General features: G+C 40.5%; 16 protein-coding genes. 1 reads left to right on the forward strand and 15 read right to left on the reverse strand.

Annotated features, from left to right (window positions below):
* Positions 1–35 precede the first annotated feature (35 nt).
* The 15 genes from OW157_RS04235 to OW157_RS04305 form a co-directional block, all read right to left on the reverse strand.
* Positions 36–3,134 (reverse strand): AAA family ATPase, encoded by a 3,099-nt coding sequence (locus OW157_RS04235; protein WP_268752090.1) that lies wholly within the window; start codon positions 3,132–3,134, stop codon positions 36–38.
* Positions 3,135–4,283, reverse strand: coding sequence for an exonuclease SbcCD subunit D (locus tag OW157_RS04240; protein WP_268752091.1), 1,149 nt, complete (start codon positions 4,281–4,283; stop codon positions 3,135–3,137).
* A 24-nt stretch (positions 4,284–4,307) separates the two neighbouring features.
* Positions 4,308–7,124, reverse strand: coding sequence for an excinuclease ABC subunit UvrA (gene uvrA, locus OW157_RS04245; RefSeq protein ID WP_268752092.1), 2,817 nt, complete (start codon positions 7,122–7,124; stop codon positions 4,308–4,310).
* 230 nt (positions 7,125–7,354) lie between these two features.
* On the reverse strand, positions 7,355–8,122 hold the full coding sequence (gene pstB, locus OW157_RS04250) for a phosphate ABC transporter ATP-binding protein PstB (protein WP_268752250.1): 768 nt from the start codon (positions 8,120–8,122) through the stop codon (positions 7,355–7,357).
* A 33-nt stretch (positions 8,123–8,155) separates the two neighbouring features.
* Positions 8,156–8,971, reverse strand: coding sequence for a phosphate ABC transporter permease PstA (gene pstA, locus OW157_RS04255; protein ID WP_268752093.1), 816 nt, complete (start codon positions 8,969–8,971; stop codon positions 8,156–8,158).
* Complete coding sequence (gene pstC, locus OW157_RS04260) at positions 8,971–9,843, reverse strand: phosphate ABC transporter permease subunit PstC (RefSeq protein ID WP_268752094.1); 873 nt, start codon at positions 9,841–9,843, stop codon at positions 8,971–8,973. Before pstC ends, pstA begins: the two co-directional genes overlap by 1 nt.
* Positions 9,844–9,969: 126 nt before the next feature.
* On the reverse strand, positions 9,970–10,875 hold the full coding sequence (locus tag OW157_RS04265) for a substrate-binding domain-containing protein (protein ID WP_268752095.1): 906 nt from the start codon (positions 10,873–10,875) through the stop codon (positions 9,970–9,972).
* Positions 10,876–11,050: 175 nt separating this feature from the next.
* The gene (gene pnpS / locus OW157_RS04270; protein WP_268752096.1) at positions 11,051–12,835 is read right to left on the reverse strand and encodes a two-component system histidine kinase PnpS; all 1,785 of its coding nucleotides are present in this window, start codon (positions 12,833–12,835) and stop codon (positions 11,051–11,053) included.
* The gene (locus OW157_RS04275; protein ID WP_268752097.1) at positions 12,836–13,609 is read right to left on the reverse strand and encodes a response regulator transcription factor; all 774 of its coding nucleotides are present in this window, start codon (positions 13,607–13,609) and stop codon (positions 12,836–12,838) included.
* A 61-nt stretch (positions 13,610–13,670) separates the two neighbouring features.
* Positions 13,671–14,778 (reverse strand): peptide chain release factor 2 gene (prfB, locus tag OW157_RS04280; protein ID WP_268752098.1). Its coding sequence is split into 2 segments (ribosomal slippage): positions 13,671–14,705 and positions 14,707–14,778, totalling 1,107 coding nucleotides; the frame shifts between segments, so codons are not numbered across the junction.
* 116 nt (positions 14,779–14,894) lie between these two features.
* On the reverse strand, positions 14,895–17,273 hold the full coding sequence (gene secA, locus OW157_RS04285) for a preprotein translocase subunit SecA (protein ID WP_326938035.1): 2,379 nt from the start codon (positions 17,271–17,273) through the stop codon (positions 14,895–14,897).
* A gap of 196 nt (positions 17,274–17,469) precedes the next feature.
* Positions 17,470–18,036 carry a ribosome hibernation-promoting factor, HPF/YfiA family gene (hpf, locus tag OW157_RS04290; RefSeq protein ID WP_268752099.1) on the reverse strand — a complete coding sequence of 189 codons (567 nt, stop codon included), beginning with the start codon at positions 18,034–18,036 and terminating at the stop codon, positions 17,470–17,472.
* A gap of 123 nt (positions 18,037–18,159) precedes the next feature.
* The gene (locus tag OW157_RS04295; protein ID WP_268752100.1) at positions 18,160–18,849 is read right to left on the reverse strand and encodes a ComF family protein; all 690 of its coding nucleotides are present in this window, start codon (positions 18,847–18,849) and stop codon (positions 18,160–18,162) included.
* The gene (locus tag OW157_RS04300) at positions 18,842–20,191 is read right to left on the reverse strand and encodes an ATP-dependent helicase ComFA (RefSeq protein WP_268752101.1); all 1,350 of its coding nucleotides are present in this window, start codon (positions 20,189–20,191) and stop codon (positions 18,842–18,844) included. The genes OW157_RS04295 and OW157_RS04300 overlap by 8 nt, the downstream gene beginning before the upstream one ends.
* 91 nt (positions 20,192–20,282) lie before the next feature.
* Complete coding sequence (locus tag OW157_RS04305) at positions 20,283–21,128, reverse strand: DegV family protein (RefSeq protein ID WP_268752102.1); 846 nt, start codon at positions 21,126–21,128, stop codon at positions 20,283–20,285.
* A 94-nt stretch (positions 21,129–21,222) separates the two neighbouring features.
* On the opposite strand from OW157_RS04305, the gene OW157_RS04310 reads away from it, so the two are divergent.
* Positions 21,223–21,861, forward strand: a complete 639-nt coding sequence (locus OW157_RS04310) for a YigZ family protein (RefSeq protein ID WP_268752103.1) — start codon at positions 21,223–21,225, stop codon at positions 21,859–21,861.
* Positions 21,862–21,960 lie beyond the last annotated feature (99 nt).

Here is a 21,960-nt window from a genome sequence, read left to right on the forward strand (position 1 = left end):
TATTATGCCAATATTTACTTGGTCTGTCATAGGGCCTAAGTTGGATTGTTTGCTCCAATAAATTGGGCACTTGACCCATGAGGACCCGCTTTTACTTCTAGGTGAAGAGGAATCTCCTGTTTGAGCTCGTCTACATGGGAAATAATCCCCACTAACCGACCACTATTTTCTTGCAGGTCAACTAAAGTAGCAACAGCTGATTGTAAGGATTCCGTATCCAAACTGCCAAAGCCTTCATCAATAAAGAGCGTTTCTACTTGAATGCCGCCAGCATAATTTTGCATGACATCACTTAGACCTAAAGCTAATGACAAGGAAGCCTTAAATGTTTCCCCACCAGATAGGGTATTCACTGACCGTTCTTCCCCCGTTTGGTAGTCGAAAACCGCCAAATCAAGACCTTGACTAGCATTACCCCCTGAATACTCTTGAATACGTAAGAGTTCATAACGCTCATTAGTCATCGCTCGCAAACGCTCATTGGCAAAGGCTAAAATTTGGTCCAAATAACGGCCTAAAACATAAGACTCAAAAGGAATTTTCCCATAAGCTGTACTGCGACCATTAGCTACGGTATCCAAACTTTCTAAATCCCCATAAGATTTTTCCAAGTCCCCATAAGCTTGCCCACTATTTTGATAGTCTTGGAAATTCTGGTCAAGATGGGTAAAATCAGTGAAGACTTGGTCACTAGCCTCTTGTAGGTCAGCTTGTTTTTGTTCAAGAGTGCTGATTGCCTGTTTGACCTGACTAATGTCTTGGTCAGAATCATACTGACTTAGAGCACTCTGATTGGCTTCTAAGTTTTTTTGATTAGCATACCAAGCTTGGTCATAATGGTTAATTGTTTGCCGCCACTCTGATAGGTGATTACTGTCTTGGTGTAAAGTTAAAATTTCTTGGTCGGACCAGTCACTGCTTTCTTTGGCCAACTGGGCTTCTTTGTCTGCTAGTTCTGCTTGTAAACTGGTAATTAACTCCTCTTGGGATTGCCTTTTGGACTTGTTGCTAATCTTTTCTTGTTCCAGTTTTTGCCGTTCCTTATCTAAAGACTGGGCTTTCTCTTCACTTGATTGAATAGCAATTTTTATTTCTTCATACTCTGCTTGGACTTGATCTTGAGACTCCCCATAAAGATTTTTTTCTAAATCTTGGCATTGATCTGCTTTCTCTTTTTCACTATTTTGGGTGCTTTGTAGCTGACTCGATACCACTTCATACTGAGTCGCTAATTCTTGCGCTTGCTTTTCAACTTGGCTTAAGTCTTTTTTATCATTGTCTACCTGGTTAAGTAAGCTTTGGTACTCGGCTTGGTCTTGGTCAAGTTTTTTCTTCTCAGCTAACAAGTTTTCTGCACTTTTTTGTAAATCACTAGCCCACTCCGCGTCATCCGCAAAGTGATATTGTTCTAATAAACTAGTTATAGCCTCTCGATTACTTTCAATCTGATTGGCTAAACGATTGACCTGACTTTTAGCTTGGTCATTAGCTGCTTGCGCCGCTTCTAAGCGGTCTTTGCTGACGTCATCAGTAGACAAATGGGCCAATTGGGGATGGTCTGTGGCCCCACAAACTGGACAAGCTTGCCCAGGGACTAAGTCTTCGGCAAGAACTCCTGCTAAGTTTTGAAAATAGGCTTGATAGAGCTGTTGATAATTTTGCGCCTGTTGGTCTTGGTCTTGACAAGCTTTTTGAAGCTCTTCTTCCTGATTTAGTAAACTGGTTTTTCTATCAATCAATTGTTTGTAAGCCTCTTGCTGACGATCCAGGTCTCCTTCACGCTCATGATAAGCCAGCTGGCGATTAGTAAGATTCTGGTAAGACTGCAGAGCCTGTTCATTATCTAGAACAACTTGCTTTAATTCTTCTATTTGACTAGACGCTTGTTTTTGCTGATTGCCTTTATTTTCTTTGTCTTCTTCAAGACGCTGGGTTTGCTTTTGCAATTTTCTCCACTCTGTTTGCAGACTCTGGTAGCGATCCCATTTTTCCAGATGTCTCACTAAATCTTGTTGATGCTTACGTTTAGAATCTAAGGATTGAATGGCTTCTTCCCATTGAGCTGCTAAGCGCTTGAAAGCTGTCCATTTTTTAGCTAATTCGTCGCCTTCTGCGTGCAAGGTTTCTAATTTAGTTTGGGCAGTTTGCAAACGTTTTTGACTGGCATGTTGTTCAACTAACAATTGGTAACGCGTCTGAGTGGCTTCGATGGCTTGAACTTTTTTCCGTTTTTCTTCAATTGATTGATTTGCCTGATTTAATTTTTTAGCTTCTGCTTCTAATTCAGCTTGTTTACTTAATAGCTCTCCTACTTTATCCAAATGTTTTGCTTGCTTGGCTAATTGCGATATTTCTGTTTGAATGCTTTGTCTTTTCTCTTGAAGTTGGTTGAGACGATTGCCTACCTCTTCCTTGATAAGGCTAGTTTGGCCATTATCTATGGCTGCCATAAACTGATCAGCTGTCCACTCTGGCATCGCTTCAGCTAGTATTCTGGCTTTTTCCTTGACTTGATGACTTTGTTGACTTAATTTTTGCTTCAAATCGTGCAAACGTTGCTTTAGTTGATCTTGGAAGGCAAAGAGATGATCAGTGGCAAAAAGGTGACGCAAGACCAAAGTTTTTTCTTTGGAGCTCGCCAGTAAAAGTTTTTGAAATTCCCCTTGAGCTAGCATCACAATTTGGCGAAATTGATCCACCTGAAGTCCAATCAATTCCTCAATTACTTCTTTGACTTCAGTTTTTTTGGTCCAAATTTCATTTTCACCAGGACCAGTAAGCTCACATTTACCATCAGTAGCACTGACTTTGCCTCGCTTATTAATCCGATCCTGGGGTAACTCCCTATAAATATGATAGTTTTTATCTTGAACAATAAAATCTAAGGCCACATAAGCAAGGTCTTCAACTGAGGCATAATCAGATTTTAACTCTTTTATTTGTCGAGTAGAGCCCGATGTTTGTCCATAAAGAGCGAAAACAATAGCATCAAAAATTGTTGTTTTTCCCGCACCCGTAGGACCAGTAATCAAGAACAAGGACTCTTGGGTAACTTGGTCATTACCAGGAAATTGAATAGTCATTTGATCTTTGTAAGGTCCAAAGGCTTGCATGGTTAAGATGATTGGCCGCATCTAATTGCCCCCTTCAATATCACGCCAAATTTCTGAACTTATCTCTCTTTGCGCAGCATTCAATGGCTGCCCAGTGACTTCCTGATAGAACTCTTGGAAAAGCTCATCTGCTGACAACTGGTCTAATTTCTTAATATTTTTTTCAAGATTCGTTGAAGGCGACTGCGGATGGATATTAAAATAGTCTAACCCCATAATATTAGGATAGACCCGACGTAAACGATTCATCCCATCATGGACCACCTGTTGGTCAGTAAGCTCCACAAAGACATAATCTTCCGATGGATTAAGCATTAAATCGGCAAAACTACCTCTAAGTACCCGTAAATCATGAGGTGGATGGAAGTCATGACTGGTCACTAATATATTTTCTGCCTCTAAGTCGACTTCTAAATATTGCTTATGGTGGTTGGCTTCCGATTTAGAATACTTCAATGGAGACCCACTATAGCGTATTCGTTCTGATCCCGCTTTCTGGGCTGCATGAAGGTGACCTAAAGCCACATAATCAAAATCTGCAAACAGATGATGAGGCACGTATTCACTGGTTCCAATTTCAGTGGGTCGTTCTGAGTCAGAATAAATCAATTGCCCTTGATCATCACGGGCTTGATTTTCCGGTGTCACATAACCATGGTAAATGGCGATATTCATTTTTTTAGGGTTCCAGTCTTGTTTAATAACCGCCATGTGAGTGGCGATAGCCTCTTCAATAGAGTGGATGCTCTGGTCAGGATAGGCCTGAGCCCACTGCAAGTGGTTGGCAAAGGGGATAAAGTACACATCAGCTTGGTCTAAAGTCAGCTTACTTGGCTCACTATTTGGTAAACCAACCATATATAAATTTTGTTGACTAAGTAGGCTACTGGCATAATTAATGCGCTCTGCACCATCGTGGTTTCCAGCAATAATGCAAATAGGACAAGTTAAACGAGAAACCATAGCCGTCAATAAATCATTGACGGCAGCCACTGTCTCGCGGTTAGGCAAGGACCGGTCATATAGGTCCCCAGCCATTATCACTAAATCTGGTGCCAAAAGGGCTACTTCTTCTAGCCATTGATTAAGGGTTTGCATTTGATCTGCAAGCAAGGGAAAATTATTGACTACCTTTCCTAAGTGCCAATCTGCCGTATGGATAATTTTCATTACTCCACCCTTCCTAAACTGTGATTAAGCTAAAATTTTCTTTAGATACTGACCGGTATAAGAGCCTTTCACTTTAGCCACTTCTTCTGGTGTCCCACTGGCTACTAATTGGCCACCGCCATCGCCACCTTCTGGCCCCATATCAATAATGTAATCCGCGGTTTTAATGACGTCTAAGTTATGTTCGATGACAATCACCGTATTTCCTGCTTCAACTAGACGGTTAAGAACATCTAATAATCGCTTGATATCTTCAGAATGTAATCCTGTCGTTGGCTCATCTAAAATATAAATGGTGTTCCCTGTTGAAACCCTTTGTAATTCACTGGCTAGTTTCATCCGTTGGGCCTCACCACCAGACAGGCTAGGGGCAGGTTGGCCTAAGGTAATATATCCTAAGCCTACATCAACAATCGTTTGGAGTTTACGTCGAATCTTGGGTACAGAAGCAAAGAATTCCAAAGCTTCTTCTACCCGCATATTCAAGACCTCAGCAATATTCTTGCCTTTATAATGGACTTGTAAGGTTTCCGCATTATAACGCGCTCCATGACAAACTTCACAAGGAACAAAAACATCAGGAAGAAAATGCATTTCTACCTTAAGAATTCCATCACCCTTACATGCTTCACAACGACCCCCCTTGGTATTGAAACTAAAGCGACCCTTATCATAACCCCGTAAACGAGCTTCATTGGTTTTAGCAAAGAGTTCTCGAATATCGTCAAAAACCGAAGTATAGGTCGCAGGATTAGAACGTGGTGTCCGACCAATCGGACTTTGGTCAATATCAATCACCTTATCTAAACTCTCAAAACCAGAAACTGATTTAACCTTAGGATTAGCTAAATGAGCACGATTTAATTGCCGTAATAATTGTGTTTTTAAAACACTGTTAACTAAGGAAGATTTTCCTGACCCCGAAACTCCAGTAACGACATCCAAACGACCGATAGGGAAGTCCACATCCACTTCTTTCAAGTTATTGGCATAAGCACCTTCAACATGGATAGCCCCATGGTCTTCTGTTCGCCGTTGTTCAGGAACCGCAATTTGTCGTTTACCTGATAAATACTGGCCGGTAATTGAATCATCATTTTTAGCCACTTGGTCTGGAGTCCCCGCTGCAACCACTTGACCACCATCATTTCCTGCGCCTGGGCCCATATCAATCAAGTAATCGGCTTGCAACATGGTTTCCTCGTCATGTTCTACCACAATCAAGGTATTACCTAAGTCACGCATCCGCTTCAAGGAAGCAATTAAACGGTCATTATCTCGTTGATGAAGTCCAATAGAAGGTTCATCCAAGACATACATAACACCTGATAAGTTAGATCCAATTTGGGTAGCTAAACGAATACGTTGGGCTTCCCCACCAGATAAAGAGCCAGCATTCCGGTCTAGAGTCAAATAATCTAAGCCTACCTCATCTAAAAAGCTGAGTCGGGCATTTAATTCTCGTAGTATCGGTTTAGCAATAAAACTATCTTGCTCAGACAAATCCATATCTTGGAAGAAGGCCAAATTTTTACCAATAGGTTTATTGGTTACTTCAGCAATATCATAGCCGGCTACTTTAACGGACAAAGCTTGTCGGTTTAGTCGTTTGCCATGACACGTTTGACAAGGTAATTCGGTCATGTATTGGCGCATGACCTCCCCCATAGCTTGACTAGACGTATTATGATAACGCCGTTGAACATTAGGGAATAAACCCTCAAAAGTTGTCATCTTGTCTTGGACCTTGCCAAATTTATTTTCATAATGAAAATGAAATTCCCGGTCGCCAGAGCCATAAAGCATAAGATCTTGTTGGTCTTTGCTTAAATCTTTAAAAGGCACATCCAAGGGCACCCCAAACTGTTCGGCAGCCATAGTCATATATTGTGGGTAATAATTAGAAGTTTTTGACGCCCAAGGGACTAAAGCGCCTTCTGCTAGGGTCTTCGTTTGATCGGGAACAGCCAAGTCAATGTCTACCTCTAACTTAGAGCCAATTCCATCACAATCAGGGCAAGCCCCAAAAGGCGCATTAAAAGAGAAAAGCCGCGGTTCCAGTTCACCCACTGTAAAACCACAATGAGGACAAGAATAATGCTCAGAAAATAGAATTTCTTCCCCATCAATAACATCACACAAGGCGTAACCATCCGCTAAGCGCAAAGCCATTTCCAATGAATCGGCTAAGCGAGGACGAATACCATCCTTGATGACAATCCGGTCAATTACAATGGCAATATCATGCTTCTTATTCTTCTCCAGTTCTGGTAGGTCTTCGATATCATACATTTCTCCATCAATACGGACGCGGATGTAGCCTTGTTTTTGAATCCCTGCCAAAATCTTTTTGTGCTGTCCTTTTTTTCCATAAACCACTGGCGATAAAATTTGCACCTTGGTCCGCTCCGGCAAGGCTAATATTCGATCCAACATTTGGTCAATGGATTCACTAGAAATTGGTGTGCCGTCATTAGGGCATATCGGTTGGCCAATTCGAGCAAAAAGCAAGCGCAAATAATCATTGACTTCGGTAATGGTTCCCACTGTTGACCGTGGATTACGGTTAGTGGTTTTCTGATCAATTGAAATCGCTGGACTCAAACCATCAATAGAATCTACATCAGCCTTATCCGTGTTACCAAGAAATTGGCGTGCAAAAGCCGACAAACTTTCAACGTAACGGCGTTGTCCTTCAGAATATAAGGTGTCAAAGGCCAATGACGACTTACCAGAACCTGATAAGCCTGTCACTACAACCATTTGATCCTTAGGTATATTAATATCAACATCTTTTAAGTTATGTGATCGTGCTCCGCGAACAATGATTTCATCTCTCATTGAATTCACTCCTCTTATCTTCGCTATCTCTCTTATCATACTTCAAATCGAATTAATGAGCTAATATTTTAGTCGTTTTTACTTGGCTTTCAAAATTATTTGCCTATTCTAATTTGATGCGCCATTTTAAAAACTTAGATAGTGTACTCCAACAAAAAAAGGACTATGACTTTTTAATGAAGTCATCAGTCCTTTTTGTTGTCTATTTATTTGGCTAAAGCCTTAGATCATTAACCGAAACGACCAGCAACGTAGTCAGCGGTTTGTTCGTTGTTCGGGTTATTAAAGATTTGATCAGTTTCACCAAATTCAATAACTGTTGAATGGCCTCCACCCTTGGCTGGATCAGCGTAGAAGAAGGCAGTGTAGTCAGAGACACGGGCGGCTTGTTGCATGTTGTGGGTAACAATAACGATTGTATAGTCTTTGCGTAATTCTTGAACCAATTCTTCAACTTTCAAAGTAGAAATAGGGTCAAGGGCAGAAGTTGGCTCGTCCATCAATAAAACATCTGGTTTAACCGCCAAAGCACGGGCGATACAAATCCGTTGTTGTTGTCCACCAGAAACCGCTAGACCGTTTTTATTAAGATCGTCTTTCACTTCATCCCAAATGGCAGCACCCTTCAAGGATTGTTCAACCAATTCATCCAATTTTTTCTTGTCTTTAATACCGTGAGTCCGAGGACCGTAAGCCACATTATCATAGATAGACATTGGGAATGGGTTTGGTTGTTGGAAAACCATTCCGACATTTTTACGCAATTCATTGACATCAATATTCTTGCCATAAATATTTTTGCCTTCTAGGCTAATTTCACCAGTGATCTTACACCCTTCAACTAGGTCATTCATCCGGTTCAAACTCTTAAGAAAAGTTGACTTCCCAGAACCTGAAGGACCAATCAAGGCAGTGACTTGTTTTTCATAGATATCCATGTCGATATCTTCTAAGGCACGGAAGTTTCCGTAGTTTAAAGCCATATTTTTGGCTTGCATTTTAACATTTAAGTTTTTGGGATTCGTTTCCATTTACTTTTGTCCTCCTTTAGAAAAGCGACCAGATAACCAAGTAGAGAGACCATTAATTAATAAGACAACTAATAGTAAGACAACCGCAGTTGCATTGGCTTGGTCACGGTGTAACCCTTCACTAGATAGCACATACATATGCAAGGCTAGGGTACGACCAGATGAGAATAGGCTAGTTGGTAATGATGTCGCTGTGCCTAAAGTATACAGCAAGGCAGCTGTTTCTCCAACAATCCGTCCAATAGCTAAGATAACACCAGATAAGATACCTGGCATAGCGACTGGTAACACAATGACAAAAATTGTCCGTAACTTACCTGCACCTAAGCCAAAACTGGCTTGACGTAGGCTATCATTAACTGACATCAAAGCTTCTTCCGTGTTACGGATTACCAAGGGTAAAACCATAATAGCAGAAGTAAGGATACCAGAAATCAAGGAATATTGGAATCCAGCAGCTGTAACAAAGGCTAACATACCAAACAAACCAAATACGATTGATGGCACACCAGTCAAGGTATCAGTCGCAATCCGAATCATTTCTACCCAACGGTTATTTTTTCCAGCGTATTCAACCAAGTAGAAGCCGGCAAAAACACCTAAAGGCACAGCAATTAATAATGATCCAGCTACCAAGTAGAAGGTGGTAATGATTGCAGGCATCATGGATACGTTTTGGGTAGTGTATTTCCACTCAAATAATTCTGGACTTAGATTAGGGATACCAGTTACCAGGATATAAACTAAAAGGTAGGCCAATGATCCAAATGTGACAAGGGCGAAGAAATAGGTTAATCCACGTAATACTTTATCCATTATTTAACCCCCTGACGTTTCACAATGGCAAAGATAGAATTAATAATCAAGATAAAAACGAATAAGACCGCACCAGTTGCGATCAAGGCATTTTGGTGTTCTCCTGAAGCATAGGCCATCTCAAGCACAATGTTGGCTGTCATAGTACGTGCTCCGTAGAATAAACCACGCGGGAAGATTGCTTGGTTACCAGCAACCATGATTACCGCCATGGTTTCACCGATAGCCCGGCCAATACCTAAGATAATAGATGCTAGAATCCCTGACCGCGCAGCCGGTACCATAATCCGATAAGCGGTACGGTCATGCGTCGCTCCTAAACCAACAGACGCTTGGTAGTAAGTTTTCGGTACGGCTCGTAATGATGACTCAGACATTGAAATAATAGTTGGTAAAATCATAATGGCTAAGATAATTCCTGCAGTTAAAATTGACATCCCATTGGAAGCAATTCGCATTGAACGTGCAAAGTCACGAATAGCTGGTACCAATACCACTAAACCAAAGTAACCAAACACGATGGAAGGAATTCCGGCCATAAGGTTAACAGCTGGTTTTAAAATTTTATGTAATTTGGGTGGGCAATAGAACGCCATAAATACCGCAGTAAATACACCGGTTGGCACACCTAAAACAACGGCAATAAGCGTCATATAAAGTGACCCAACAATCATTGGGGCAATACCATAAGTGCCTGAAGTTGGCGCCCATTTTTCGCCAAATAAGAAATCGGTGAATCCATATCCGGCAATAAATGGAATCCCCCGAGCAAAGATGAAATAACAAATTGCTGCTAGAGCAAGAATTGAAGTCGCAGCTGAAATAAGAAATACCCATTTCATGGTAGTTTCCATAGCTTTATTACTATTCATAAGTCCTCTCCCTTTTTCTTTTTACCTCCTAAGGTTAGGAGATCCGGTCAAGACACGCTTAACATTAAAAATATGCTGCTACTAAGATTAGGTAGCAGCATATTTCATCGTCAGCTTAGTTTGAAATTATTGAACTTCTTCCCATTCAGTAATTTCACCAGTGAAGATTTGTTTGATTTGGTCCATAGTTAAGTCTTCAACACCATTTTCAGTGTTAACAACTACTGCGATACCATCTTTAGCGATTGCTTCACCAGTAACTTCTGAAGATTCTTCTTCTTTAAGTTCACGTGAAGCCATACCTAATTGAGCAGTTCCGTCGATAGCAGCTTGAACACCAGCAGAAGAACCATTAGCAGTGATTGAAATGTTAACTTCTGGATTTAATTCCATGTATTTTTCAGCCATAGCTTCCATTACAGGCGCTACTGAAGTTGAACCAACAATGTTGATTTCACCAGATTGAGAGCCATCACCTTCATAAGCTTCAGCTTCAGAGTCAACTGGAACATAACCTTGGTCTAAAGCGATGTCTTGGCCATCTTTAGAGAAGATGAAGTCGTGGAAGTCTTTAGTTACGCCTTCTAATTCACCTTGGTAAACGATGTTGAATGGACGAGCTAGAGAGTATTCGTCGTTAGCAACGTTTTCTTCAGTGGCTTCTGTACCGTCAACTTTAACAGCTTTTACACTGTCATTTAAAGAACCTAATGAAATATAGCCAATTGAATTTGGGTCACCAGATACGGAAGTGATTACTTGGTCAGTACCGTTTTGGATAGTTGCTGTGTCAACAGTGTTATCTGTGTCATCTTCAGCAACACCAGTGATTTCAGTAAAGGCATCACGTGTACCAGAACCTTCTTCACGAGAAATAACAGAGATAGGACCGCTTACTGCAGCAGTTTCAGCACTGTCTCCACCTTCAGAACCGTTATTAGCAGAGTCATCAGATCCTCCGTTACCACATGCAACTAATGCAGCTGAAGCACCTAAAGCTAAAACTAATTTAGATAATTTACCTAATTCCATTAAATTTTCCACCTTTTCTTCTTTTTTGCGTCTGCAATATTCTTGCTTACAGTTCCCATTATAAACATAGATTGTAAAAAGACATATAGCATTATTGTAAATTTTATGGAGTTTTGTAAATTTTATGTAAATTTTATGTAAATTTATGAGAATACAATGAGTATTCTTGCTAAAATTATTCATTCTTAGGCAAAAGAACGCGAAACTCTGTCCCTTGGCCAAATTGACTACTGACATCAATATGACCACCCATGGAACGTACAATATTACGCACTATAGATAATCCTAACCCAGTGCCTCCGCTTGAGCTTGATCGAGACTTGCTTACCCGATAGAAACGTTCAAAAATACGCGGCAAGTCTTCTTCAGGAATACCAATCCCATTATCAGCCACCGTAATTTGCACATTATTCACCAATTCCTCAATAGAAATACGCACTTGACCCCCAGGATCAGTATAGTTGATGGCATTGTTAACTAAATTAGTAATAATCTGATTAATCTGGCCTCTTTCACTGTTGAAGATAATTGGCTGATTATTACGGTTATCTTTAACAATCTGTATTGGTTTCTTATCGGCTTCCATTTGTACCTGTTGAACGACTTCATCGACTGCTTCTTCTAAGTCAACCGATTCGATATGGTGGGTAAGCTGATCTTGTTCAATTTTAGCTAGATCTAAAATATCGGAAATCAAGTGACCCAAACGATTGCTTTCCTTATTCATGATTTCAACAAAATATCGAGCGGTTTCTTGGTCTTCAATCGCCCCATCTAATAAGGTTTCTGAAAATCCTTGTAAGGCTGTGACGGGGGTCTTTAATTCATGAGAAGCATTGGCAATAAAATCGGTCCGTACCTTTTCTAAGCGCCGAATATCAGTAATATCATAAATCAGAACAATCACTTGGTCATCCATCTCATCATTATTATGGTCATCGACAAAAATCGCGTTGATATCTAAGACCATTTCATCGGGATGATAGAGATAAATTTCTTCATTATAATTCTGCTTATTTTTAAAGGCATTATCAACCATTTGAATCAAACGATAAGAGGTTAAAACGGTGGTAAAGGCTTTATCAATAATAGAATGATTAATCCCTAAAATTTTATAGGCCGCTGGATTAGCCAAACTAATCGTATGGTCAGATTCGATTAGTAGCATACCCAAAATCATAGAATCCACTAAGAGATTTAAACGTTCATCTTGCATAATGATTTGTAGGTTTTGATTTTGTAAGTTATCTGATAAGGTATTAATATTTTCCCCAATTTCATCAAACTCAGCAATTTTAACTGGTTCATAGTTCACTTTATAATCACCGACAGATAGTTTATCCAACTGATAGTTGATTGAGTGAATTGGTAAAGAAATGCGCCTAAAATATAAGATCAATACTATAAATAAAATTAATACGATTGTCAACGAAGCAATCACCGCAAAGGATGTCAGCTGTTGTTGAACGTGAGAAATATCAGTAATAAAACGGGCAATTTGAATAAAACCAATGATATCCCCACGCCCGTTGTAGAGTTTCTCAACATAAGAATAAGTAATCCGCCCTTCTTCATTCTTATTGACTTCAGTATGCGACCCCATTTGACTGGCTAAGGAAAAATCGTCTCGGTTAGGATAAACCGTTGTTAATTTATCATTCCCATAAGCAAAAACAAAGTTTTGGTTTTTATCATAAATGACTACCCGTTCATTGGGATTGATCGTGTTCGCCACTTCTTCAGAAGCATGATGCCACTTATCTGACCGATTCCGAATATCACTGGCTTCTAGTAAACGAAAGTTTGGCCTTAAGGTGGCTACCTTTCCCAACATATTCGCTTTGGTTTCTTCATTAACTGCATTAAAAACTAGATTATTAGTAGTAACAGAAAAAGCTAAACTATATAAAATAAACAACAGTGCAAAGACTGTTGTTATGGTAAGGGTTAATTTCTTCATCTAATTCGGCTCCTCAAACTTATAGCCAAAACCACGCACGGTGGTAATATATTTAGGTTTTTTAGTGTCTTCTTCAATTTTTTCCCGCAAATGTGAAATATGCACATCGACAATGCGCGTTTCTCCTGTATAGTCAAAACGCCAAATCTTTTGCAAGAGTTGATCACGTGACAAGGTGCGGTTAATTCGTTTCGCCATATAAGCCAAAAGTTCAAATTCTTTAGGGGTCATTTCAATGGATTTTCCCCGAACCAAAACTTCAAAGTCATTGAGATAAATTTCAATATCCCCCACTACAATCACGGAATCATCATCAGCAGCAGGTTTAGGACGACTTCTTTCTATGGTTTCTTCAGCTGGACTTTCAAGGCTTTCCTTAGAATCTTTTTCAGGTTCGCTTATTTGGTGTTTTTCATAACGTCTCAAAATAGCCTTCATCCGAGCCAAGACTTCCCGGTTGTTGAACGGCTTAGTCATATAGTCATCTGCCCCTAGTTCTAGACCAATAATTTTTTCTAATTCATCGTCTTTGGCAGTCAACATTAAAATAGGAGTTTCAATCTTTTCTTGACGGGCTTTCTTACAAACTTCCATCCCATCTAGCTTTGGTAACATCAGGTCTAAAATAATAAAATCAAAACTTTTTGAACGTATAAGGTCCAAGGCTGTTTCACCATCTTCAGCACTAGCTACCTCATAACCGGCTTTTTCTAAATTAAAGGTGAGTAAGGTCCGAATCGATTGCTCATCGTCGACAACTAAAACTCGTTTCATAGGAACCCCTCCGTCAGCATTTCAAACTACACTTCCATCATAGCACGAATTCAGACAATTTCTAGCCCTCAGCTAATTTAGTCTTTAAATAGGCATCGATAAACACATCAATGTCCCCATCCATCACCGCTTGAGTATTGGCCGTTTCTTGGCCTGTACGATGGTCTTTAACCATATTATAAGGATGAAAAACATAAGAACGGATTTGTGAGCCCCAAGCAATTTCTTCTTTTTCTCCACGAATTTCATCCAGTTCCTTGGCATTTTGTTCTTCCAAGACCCGGGCTAATTTAGCTTGCAACATTTTCATTGCTGTTTCACGGTTTTGTAATTGCGACCGTTGATTCTGGGAGGAGACAACAATACCAGTGGGTTCATGAGTAATACGAACGGCTGATGAGGTTTTATTAACGTGCTGACCACCAGCTCCACTCGCTCTAAAAACATCGACCCGTAAATCATCTTCATTAATTTCAATTTCTGTTTCTTGGTCTAATTCTGGCATCACCTCAACTGAGGCAAAGGAGGTATGGCGACGAGAATTCGAGTCAAAGGGTGAAATCCGCACTAAACGATGAATTCCATGCTCAGATCGTAAAAAGCCGTACGCATTGACCCCTTTAAATTCAAGGGTTACTGACTTGATACCAGCTTCATCTCCATCTTGATAATCCAGACTAGTTACTTGGTAGCCATGTTGGTCACCCCAACGTTGGTACATTCTCAGTAACATAGATGCCCAATCTTGGGATTCTGTCCCACCCGCACCTGGATGGATTTCCATTAGAGCATCATTGTGATCATAATCCCCATCGAGCAATAAGAAGCGCTGGTAAGCTTCGATGCGGTCTTGAAAACTACTTATACTACTTTCTAATTCCGCTCGCAGATCACTGTCGTCACTTTCTTTGACTAAATCATAGGCGACATCCAAATCTTCCCAATCTGATTCTAAAGAATGAAAAGTATTATAAACTTCTTTGAGAGAGTTATTCTTATTGATTAGGGCTTGCGCTTGGCTCGGGTCATCCCAAAAATTGGGTTCCAGCATTTTTTGCTGGTATTCCGCCAAATCAGCTTCCATGGCCTCTAAGTCAAAGAGACCCCCTAAAACTATTAATTTGTTTTTCGTTCTCATCAAGTAAATGTCTAATTTCAAACAATTCCATTATTTTGGCTCCTTTTTGTCTAAATGAGTCGAAAGCTTGCCACTACCCATAAGGCGGCAGACTAGCCCTAGCTGACCCTATTAAATAAGGGCCGGCAAGGGCTAGTTACACTGTCATTAAACTTGTTCACGCTGTAAGTTTTGACGAATTTCTGCCTTCATAAACATTCGACTCGCATCATGTTCAATGCCCGCAATCATTTCATTGAAGCGGTCAAAACCTTCTGTTTGATACTCTACTAAGGGATTATTTTGGGCATAGGCACGCAAACCTACTCCTTGTCGTAATTGGTCCATGGCATCAATATGGTCAGTCCAGCGGGTATCAACAGCTTTCAAAATAACCACTTTTTCAAATTCCAAAACTAGGTCAGGATTATGTAAGTTATTAATCTTGTCGTCAAAGCGGTCTTGGGCCATATCAGTTAATAAAGAAACGATTTCTGAAGCGGATTTGCCTTCAATATCAGCCATATCAATCGCATCAGGCTGCAATAATTCGGTTTGCGCAAAGTCTAAAATAGCCTCATAGTTATTTTCTTCATTCTTATTATCAGCATAATTATCAACAACACGTTCAATTGTCCGTTCAATCATGGCCCACATAATATCATTCAAAGGCTCTTTAGCATTAATAATTTCTTGCCGTTGTGAATAGATGATTTCTCGTTGTTCACGCATGACCTCATCATACTCTAGAACGTTTTTCCGGGTATCGTAGTTGTTTCCTTCTACACGTAATTGAGAGGATTCCACCTGCTTAGAGATTCCTTTATTCTCAATTGCTAAACTAGGATCATCAGCATCTAGATTAAAGAACTGCCAGAGTGCCTTAATCTTATCGGATCCAAAGCGACGCATTAAATCGTCCTCTAGGGAGAGGTAGAAACGAGAATAACCGGGGTCCCCTTGCCGACCAGACCGTCCCCGTAGCTGGTTATCAATCCGCCGTGATTCATGGCGTTCGGTACCAATAACGGCTAATCCACCTAACTCTTTGACACCTGGGCCTAATTTAATATCAGTCCCACGTCCTGCCATGTTGGTAGCAATGGTTACTGCCCCTTGTTGACCAGCATTCATAATAATATCCGCTTCACGAGCATGATTTTTTGCGTTCAAAACATTATGCGGAATATTGCGATTTTCTAATTCTCTAGACAAAAGCTCAGAGGTTTCCACAGCCACTGTCCCCACCAAAATTGGCTGTCCTTTTTCATGACGTTCTTCAATGTCATCAACTACCGCATGAAATTTAGCTCGCATATTAGGATAAATCACGTCATTGGCATCCTTACGTTGAATCTCGCGGTTGGTTGGAATTTGAATAACATTCATGTTATAAATTTCTCTAAATTCTTGTTCTTCAGTTTTTGCAGTACCTGTCATTCCCGCTAACTTTTCATACATACGGAAGTAGTTTTGGAAGGTGATGGTCGCCATAGTTTTAGATTCTTTTTGTACTGTGACATTTTCTTTAGCCTCAATCGCTTGGTGGAGTCCGTCAGAATAGCGACGGCCATCCATAATCCGGCCGGTAAAACCATCAACAATTTTAACTTCATCTTCTTGAACCACATAGTCAATGTCTCGTAACATAATATAATTAGCCCGTAAGGCAGTATCGATATGATGGATTAAGCGTCCGTTTTCAACATCATATAAATTCTTTAAATGGAAGACTTCTTCAGCTTTCTCAATCCCATTTTCAGTGAGAGAAATTGTTTTAGACGGCGCATCAATAATATAATCATCGTCTTCATTCAGGCTCTTAACAAAATAATCCGCCCGTTGATAAAGAGCAGTCGACTGTTCTGCTTGGCCAGAAATAATTAAAGGCGTCCGAGCTTCATCAATCAAGATAGAGTCCACCTCATCAACCACTGCAAAGTAAAGCGGACGTTGGACCATCTGTTCCTTGTAAACCACCATATTATCACGGAGATAGTCGAAACCTAACTCATTATTAGTTGAATAAGTGACGTCGCAGTTATAGGCTTGACGCTTGTCATTGGAATCTTTGTCATTAGTATTCAAACCAACTGTTAAGCCTAAAAATTCGTATAATTCACCCATTTCAACGGCATCACGCCGAGCTAAATAGTCATTAACCGTCACCACGTGAACTCCTTTACCAGTTAAGGCATTAAGGTAAACTGGCATAGTTTCAGTCAGGGTCTTCCCTTCACCAGTTTTCATTTCTGCAATATTACCGTAATGAATGGCTAAACCACCAAGAATTTGCACGTGGAAAGGAAATAGTCCCAGCACTCGACGGGCTCCTTCGCGGACCGTCGCAAAAGCCTCTACTAAAATATCTTCTAAGTCTTCTCCGTAGTTTAATCGTTCTTGAAAAGAAGCCGTCTTTTCTCGTAATTGATCGTCGGTATAAGCGGCATATTTATCTTCAAGCGCTTCAATTTTTTCAGCTGTTTTATTGAAACGTTTCAGTTCTTTTTTATCATTATCAAACATTTTTCGTAAAATGTTAGCCATGGTATTCTCCTTTTTCTATCCTCTTAACTAGCATCCATGACAAGGTCATAAACGCCCAATATATCTATTCAATAATAGCACTAATTATATAGAATTTAAACAGATTTACTAGAAAGGATGTCTTAAGACAAAAAAGACCGGAACCTTCGTCCCAGTCTCATCATACTATATAAACATTTGTCTCTTAGTCGAGTGCTTATTCAATAATTTCGTCTTCAATCTCAATTAAACCGTATGAGCCTTTTTTACGGCCATAAACCAAAGAAACACCTTCAGTTTCAGCATCTTCAAAGATGTAGAAACTGTGACCTAACATTTCCATTTGTAGAACAGCTTCTTCTGGACTCATTGGTTTCACAGCAATTGATTTCCGCCGCACAATATTGATATCTTGGTCAGTTTCTTCTGGACCTTCGTCTTCTGGTAAAGCTGCCACTAAATCTGCCTTGCCTGTTTCCCGTGATTTACGGTTGAGTTTTGTTTTGTGCTTACGTACTTGACGTTCAAGTTTATCTACTACAAGGTCAATAGAACCGTATAGATCTTGGGTTGTTTCTTCAGCCCGAAGTGTTAACCCTCCTGATAATGGGATAGTAACTTCAGCCTTAGCATCATGGTTATCATATACCTTGGTGTTGACGTAAACAGTTGCATCAGGACTATCTTTGAAATAACGCTCAATTTTAGCGATTTTCTTCTCAGCATAATCTCTGATTGCCGGAGTGACTTCGATATTTTCTCCGCGGATATTATATGTAAACATATTCGTCATCCTTTCTAACCAGGCATCTGGCCAAGCCTTCAGAATAGGCTTGTTCTTTATACATATATTATATAATAAAGCGTTTCCACTTTCAAGAAAAAGGCGTCTATTTCTTCCTATATATTAGCGGGCTAAAGTAATAGACCCTACCACCTGATAGTCAGCCTCTTCCAAGGTCTGCCAGGCTGAGTGCATGGTCGCTCCTGTGGTATAAACATCATCGAAAAGCAAGACCTGTCTTCCTGGTGGCAGTTGTGTTGTCGGAGCAAGTGTAAAGGGATTCTTTCGGTGGAGACGACCATAACGTCCTTGTAAAGCCTGCTTTTGACTTTCTTGTTTATAATCTAGTGCCATAACATAAGGGATGTGACTAGTCTTTAAAATGACTTCGGTTTGATGGAAGCCACGTCTCTCATAATTTTTAGGACTAGAAGGCACAGGTACCCAAACTGCTTGCGTGTATGTTTTCTGAAAAGTCTTTAAGTCTGATGAAAAAAGATTAGCCAAACGAAAGTCTCCCCGCCCCTTCAACATTAAAAGCCATTCCTTAAATGCCGCATCATAAGAAAAAAGAGCTTGATTATGAGGAAACCAATGATAATCTTCTTGCCACAGCAAGCAATCATGGCAAGGAGACGATTGGTCTTGACTTAAGGGACGCCCACAGTTTTGGCAAATCTTGTCTTCAATTCGTAAAAAATTAGCCCGACAGTCGTCGCAAATAGGTAGGTGCTTAATCGGTTGCCAAATCAGGATTTGTTTTAAAGTAAGCACTTCTTTTATGGGCCTTTGACAAAAAAGGCAATTAATCATCGATTAACCCCTCCTTTCGAGCCAAATGATTCATCGCCTTAATTTGCCTAACAGCAGTTCGACTTGCTCGACTTTGGCCATAATGCAAAAACAGGACTCGGCCATTTGGCGCCTGGGGTTTTCGTCCTACCCGACCAGCAATCTGTACCAAAGCCGCACTCGTAAAGGTCCGGTCCTCACTGCCCAAAACGATGACATCTATACCCACAAAAGTAACGCCCCGTTCTAAAATCTGTGTGGTCAGCAGTAAATCATAGTCTGAGTCCCGCATCTTATTTACCTTGGCTTGCCGATCATTATCCCTTGATGATACCGAGGTCAATTTCAAATGTGGAAATTTCTTTTGACAGATGACCTCCAGCGCTAACATAAGATCAATATTAGGAACAAAGACCAACAAGCGCCGTTTTAGACTGGCAAAATGTCGAATATAATAAGCCAAAACTCTGGGAACACGCCCCTTGGCAAGGGCGCTACGCCAATCCCCAACCCAAATATGTTGGGGGACCGGTAAGGCATGACGGTGGTAGCGTCCTGGTAAAATAGAACGTTGCGATTGAAACTTTTCTTGAATATCTGAAGAGGGCGTCGCAGTTAAAAGTAAGCTCGTTCCGTTAGCCTTCAAGGCACGTTGACTGGCTTGTTCTAAACTAGCATTATGGCGATAAGGGAAGGCATCAATTTCATCAATAACTAACAGGTCAAAGGCTGCTTGAAAGCGGAGCAACTGGTGAGTAGAGCAAATCGTCAACGGGGTATAAGCATAGCTTTGTTCAGATTGGCCATGCAAAAGCACTGTCTCCCAGTCAGAAAACACCTCAGCCAAACGGAGGTAAAGTTCATTAGCCACATCAATCCGAGGAGTGGCAATCCCCACCCGATGACCTTGTCTTAAAGCTGCAGTTATAGTAGGGTAAAGCATTTCTGTTTTACCCGCCCCAGTTACCGCCCAAACAAGATGGTCCTGACCCGCCTTATAAGCCTGTAAAATTTCTTGCGCCACCCGATTCTGTCCATCCGAGAGCTGGCCTTGCCAACGACACTGACCCACTTTACTAGGAAAAGTACTGGTATCCTCTAAATGATAGAGAAATTGACAGCTGCTCACTTTCCCAAACTGAATGCATTTCAGACAATAATGACAAGAATCTTGCGCACAGGAACAATGATTACGGGCAAAACGATTTTGATCCTGGTTAAAACACCGATTACAATAATGACCCTTACTTCGCTGACAAAGTGCGGGTATTTTCTTTATGTCTGGACAAGCATCCAGGTCAGTTGGATTAACTCCTAATTCTTTAGCGGTCACTAGCCGTCCACGCAATAAATTTTTATCCATAGTTTCCCTCCTAAAAGCCCCCCTATAGATAAATACGAAAAAAGTCTGGCAAATTACTGCCAGACTTAAAAATAATAGCAAATAAATAATATTATTGGACGGTCCACCCAACACCATAAGCCCCATCTCCTAAGTGGGTACCAATCACAGGGCCAAAATAAGAACGTGATAGCGAATATTCTGGATAACGATCAGCAATCTCTCGCATTAGATACTGAACCATTTCACTGTCTTCATTCCCCACAACTCCAATCCGTAGTGGGCCCTCCACACGTGCATCTGCTTCAGCCAACATCTCTAAGATACGGCCTGCTGCCTTTTTGCTGGTACGAATTTTATCAAATACTTCAATCTTCCCATCCTTAAAATAAAGTAGCGGTTTGATTTTTAATAAGCCACCCATTAAGGCTCCCGCCTGACTCAGACGACCACCTTTAGCTAGATGTTGTAAGTCATCCACAATAAAATAGGCTTCGATATGTTGACGCTGTTCTTCCAAAGCCGCTAAGATGTCATCAATCTCTGCACTAGCCGCCACCATATCAACTGCCTTTTCAACCATAAAGGCTTGGGGCAGGCAGGTTAATTGACTATCAATCACATGGACTTGAGCGTCTGTAATGGACTGACTCAAGGCTTGAATAGTTTGCGCTGTTCCCGAAATCCCTGATGAAATAGTAATAACAAGTAAATGGTCATAGTCTTGAGATAGAGCGTTTAATTTTTCTGTAATTACACCTGAGCTAGGTTGGGAGCTAGTGGGAATTTCATTTAAGTTAGTCATTTTTTGATAAAATTCTTCTGGACTAATGTCTTGCCCTTCAACATAAGTGCCATCCGAAAAAGTCGTTGTCAAGGGCAAAATGGTAATTTTGTGGGCATCAATGTAATTTTGGTCTAAATATGAGGTAGAATCCGTTACAATGGCAATGGACATGTTTTAGACTCCCTTCCTTGTATTCATACATGAAAATAGTATAACATAATTGCAAATGAGAGCTGAAACCTAAAGCCAAGAAAGGACAGAAATTATGATTGAATACCGAACAATTAAAGAAAGCGGAACCAACGAGATTGATATCAAAGGCTCCCGTTTTATCGGCCATATCGCCCGTGCCTTCAGCCAAAAGGAAGCTGATGACTTTATCAATCAAATCAAAAAAGACCACTGGAAAGCCACTCATAATTGTGTCGCCTATCAAATTGGTGATCATCATGAAATCCAACGCGCTCTAGATGATGGTGAACCCTCCGGTACTGCAGGTGTGCCTATGTTAGAAGTCTTGAAACAAAATGACCTCCACAATGTCGTCGTAGTGGTCACTCGCTATTTTGGGGGCACCAAATTAGGATCAGGAGGTCTCATCCGAGCCTATTCTTCAGCTGTATCGGAAGTCATGCATAAGGTAGGTATCGTTGAACGCCAAGTCCAAACGCAAGTGGACGTCATCGTTGATTACTCTCTATCTGGTATGTTAGAAAATTGGCTAGAGAATTCAAACTATCAACTACTCGATACTAGCTATCTAGAACACGTCACCTATCATTTAGGTGTTCCAAGTCAAGCAGTAGAAACTGCTCAAAAAGAAATTGTTAATTTAACTTCCGACCAGGTTAAATTTTCTATTGGACAAGAAGACTATGTAGATGTTCCTGTTGCTTTTGACTAAATGACTTACTTCAGATGTATAGAAAGCAAATTTAGGTCAAATAAAAACCGCCTAAACGCGATTAAAACGCGTTTAGACGGTTTTTTTAAATTTAATTGC

The sequence above is a fragment of the Aerococcus kribbianus genome (assembly GCF_026805545.1).
Classification (GTDB): Bacteria; Bacillota; Bacilli; order Lactobacillales; family Aerococcaceae; genus Aerococcus; species Aerococcus kribbianus.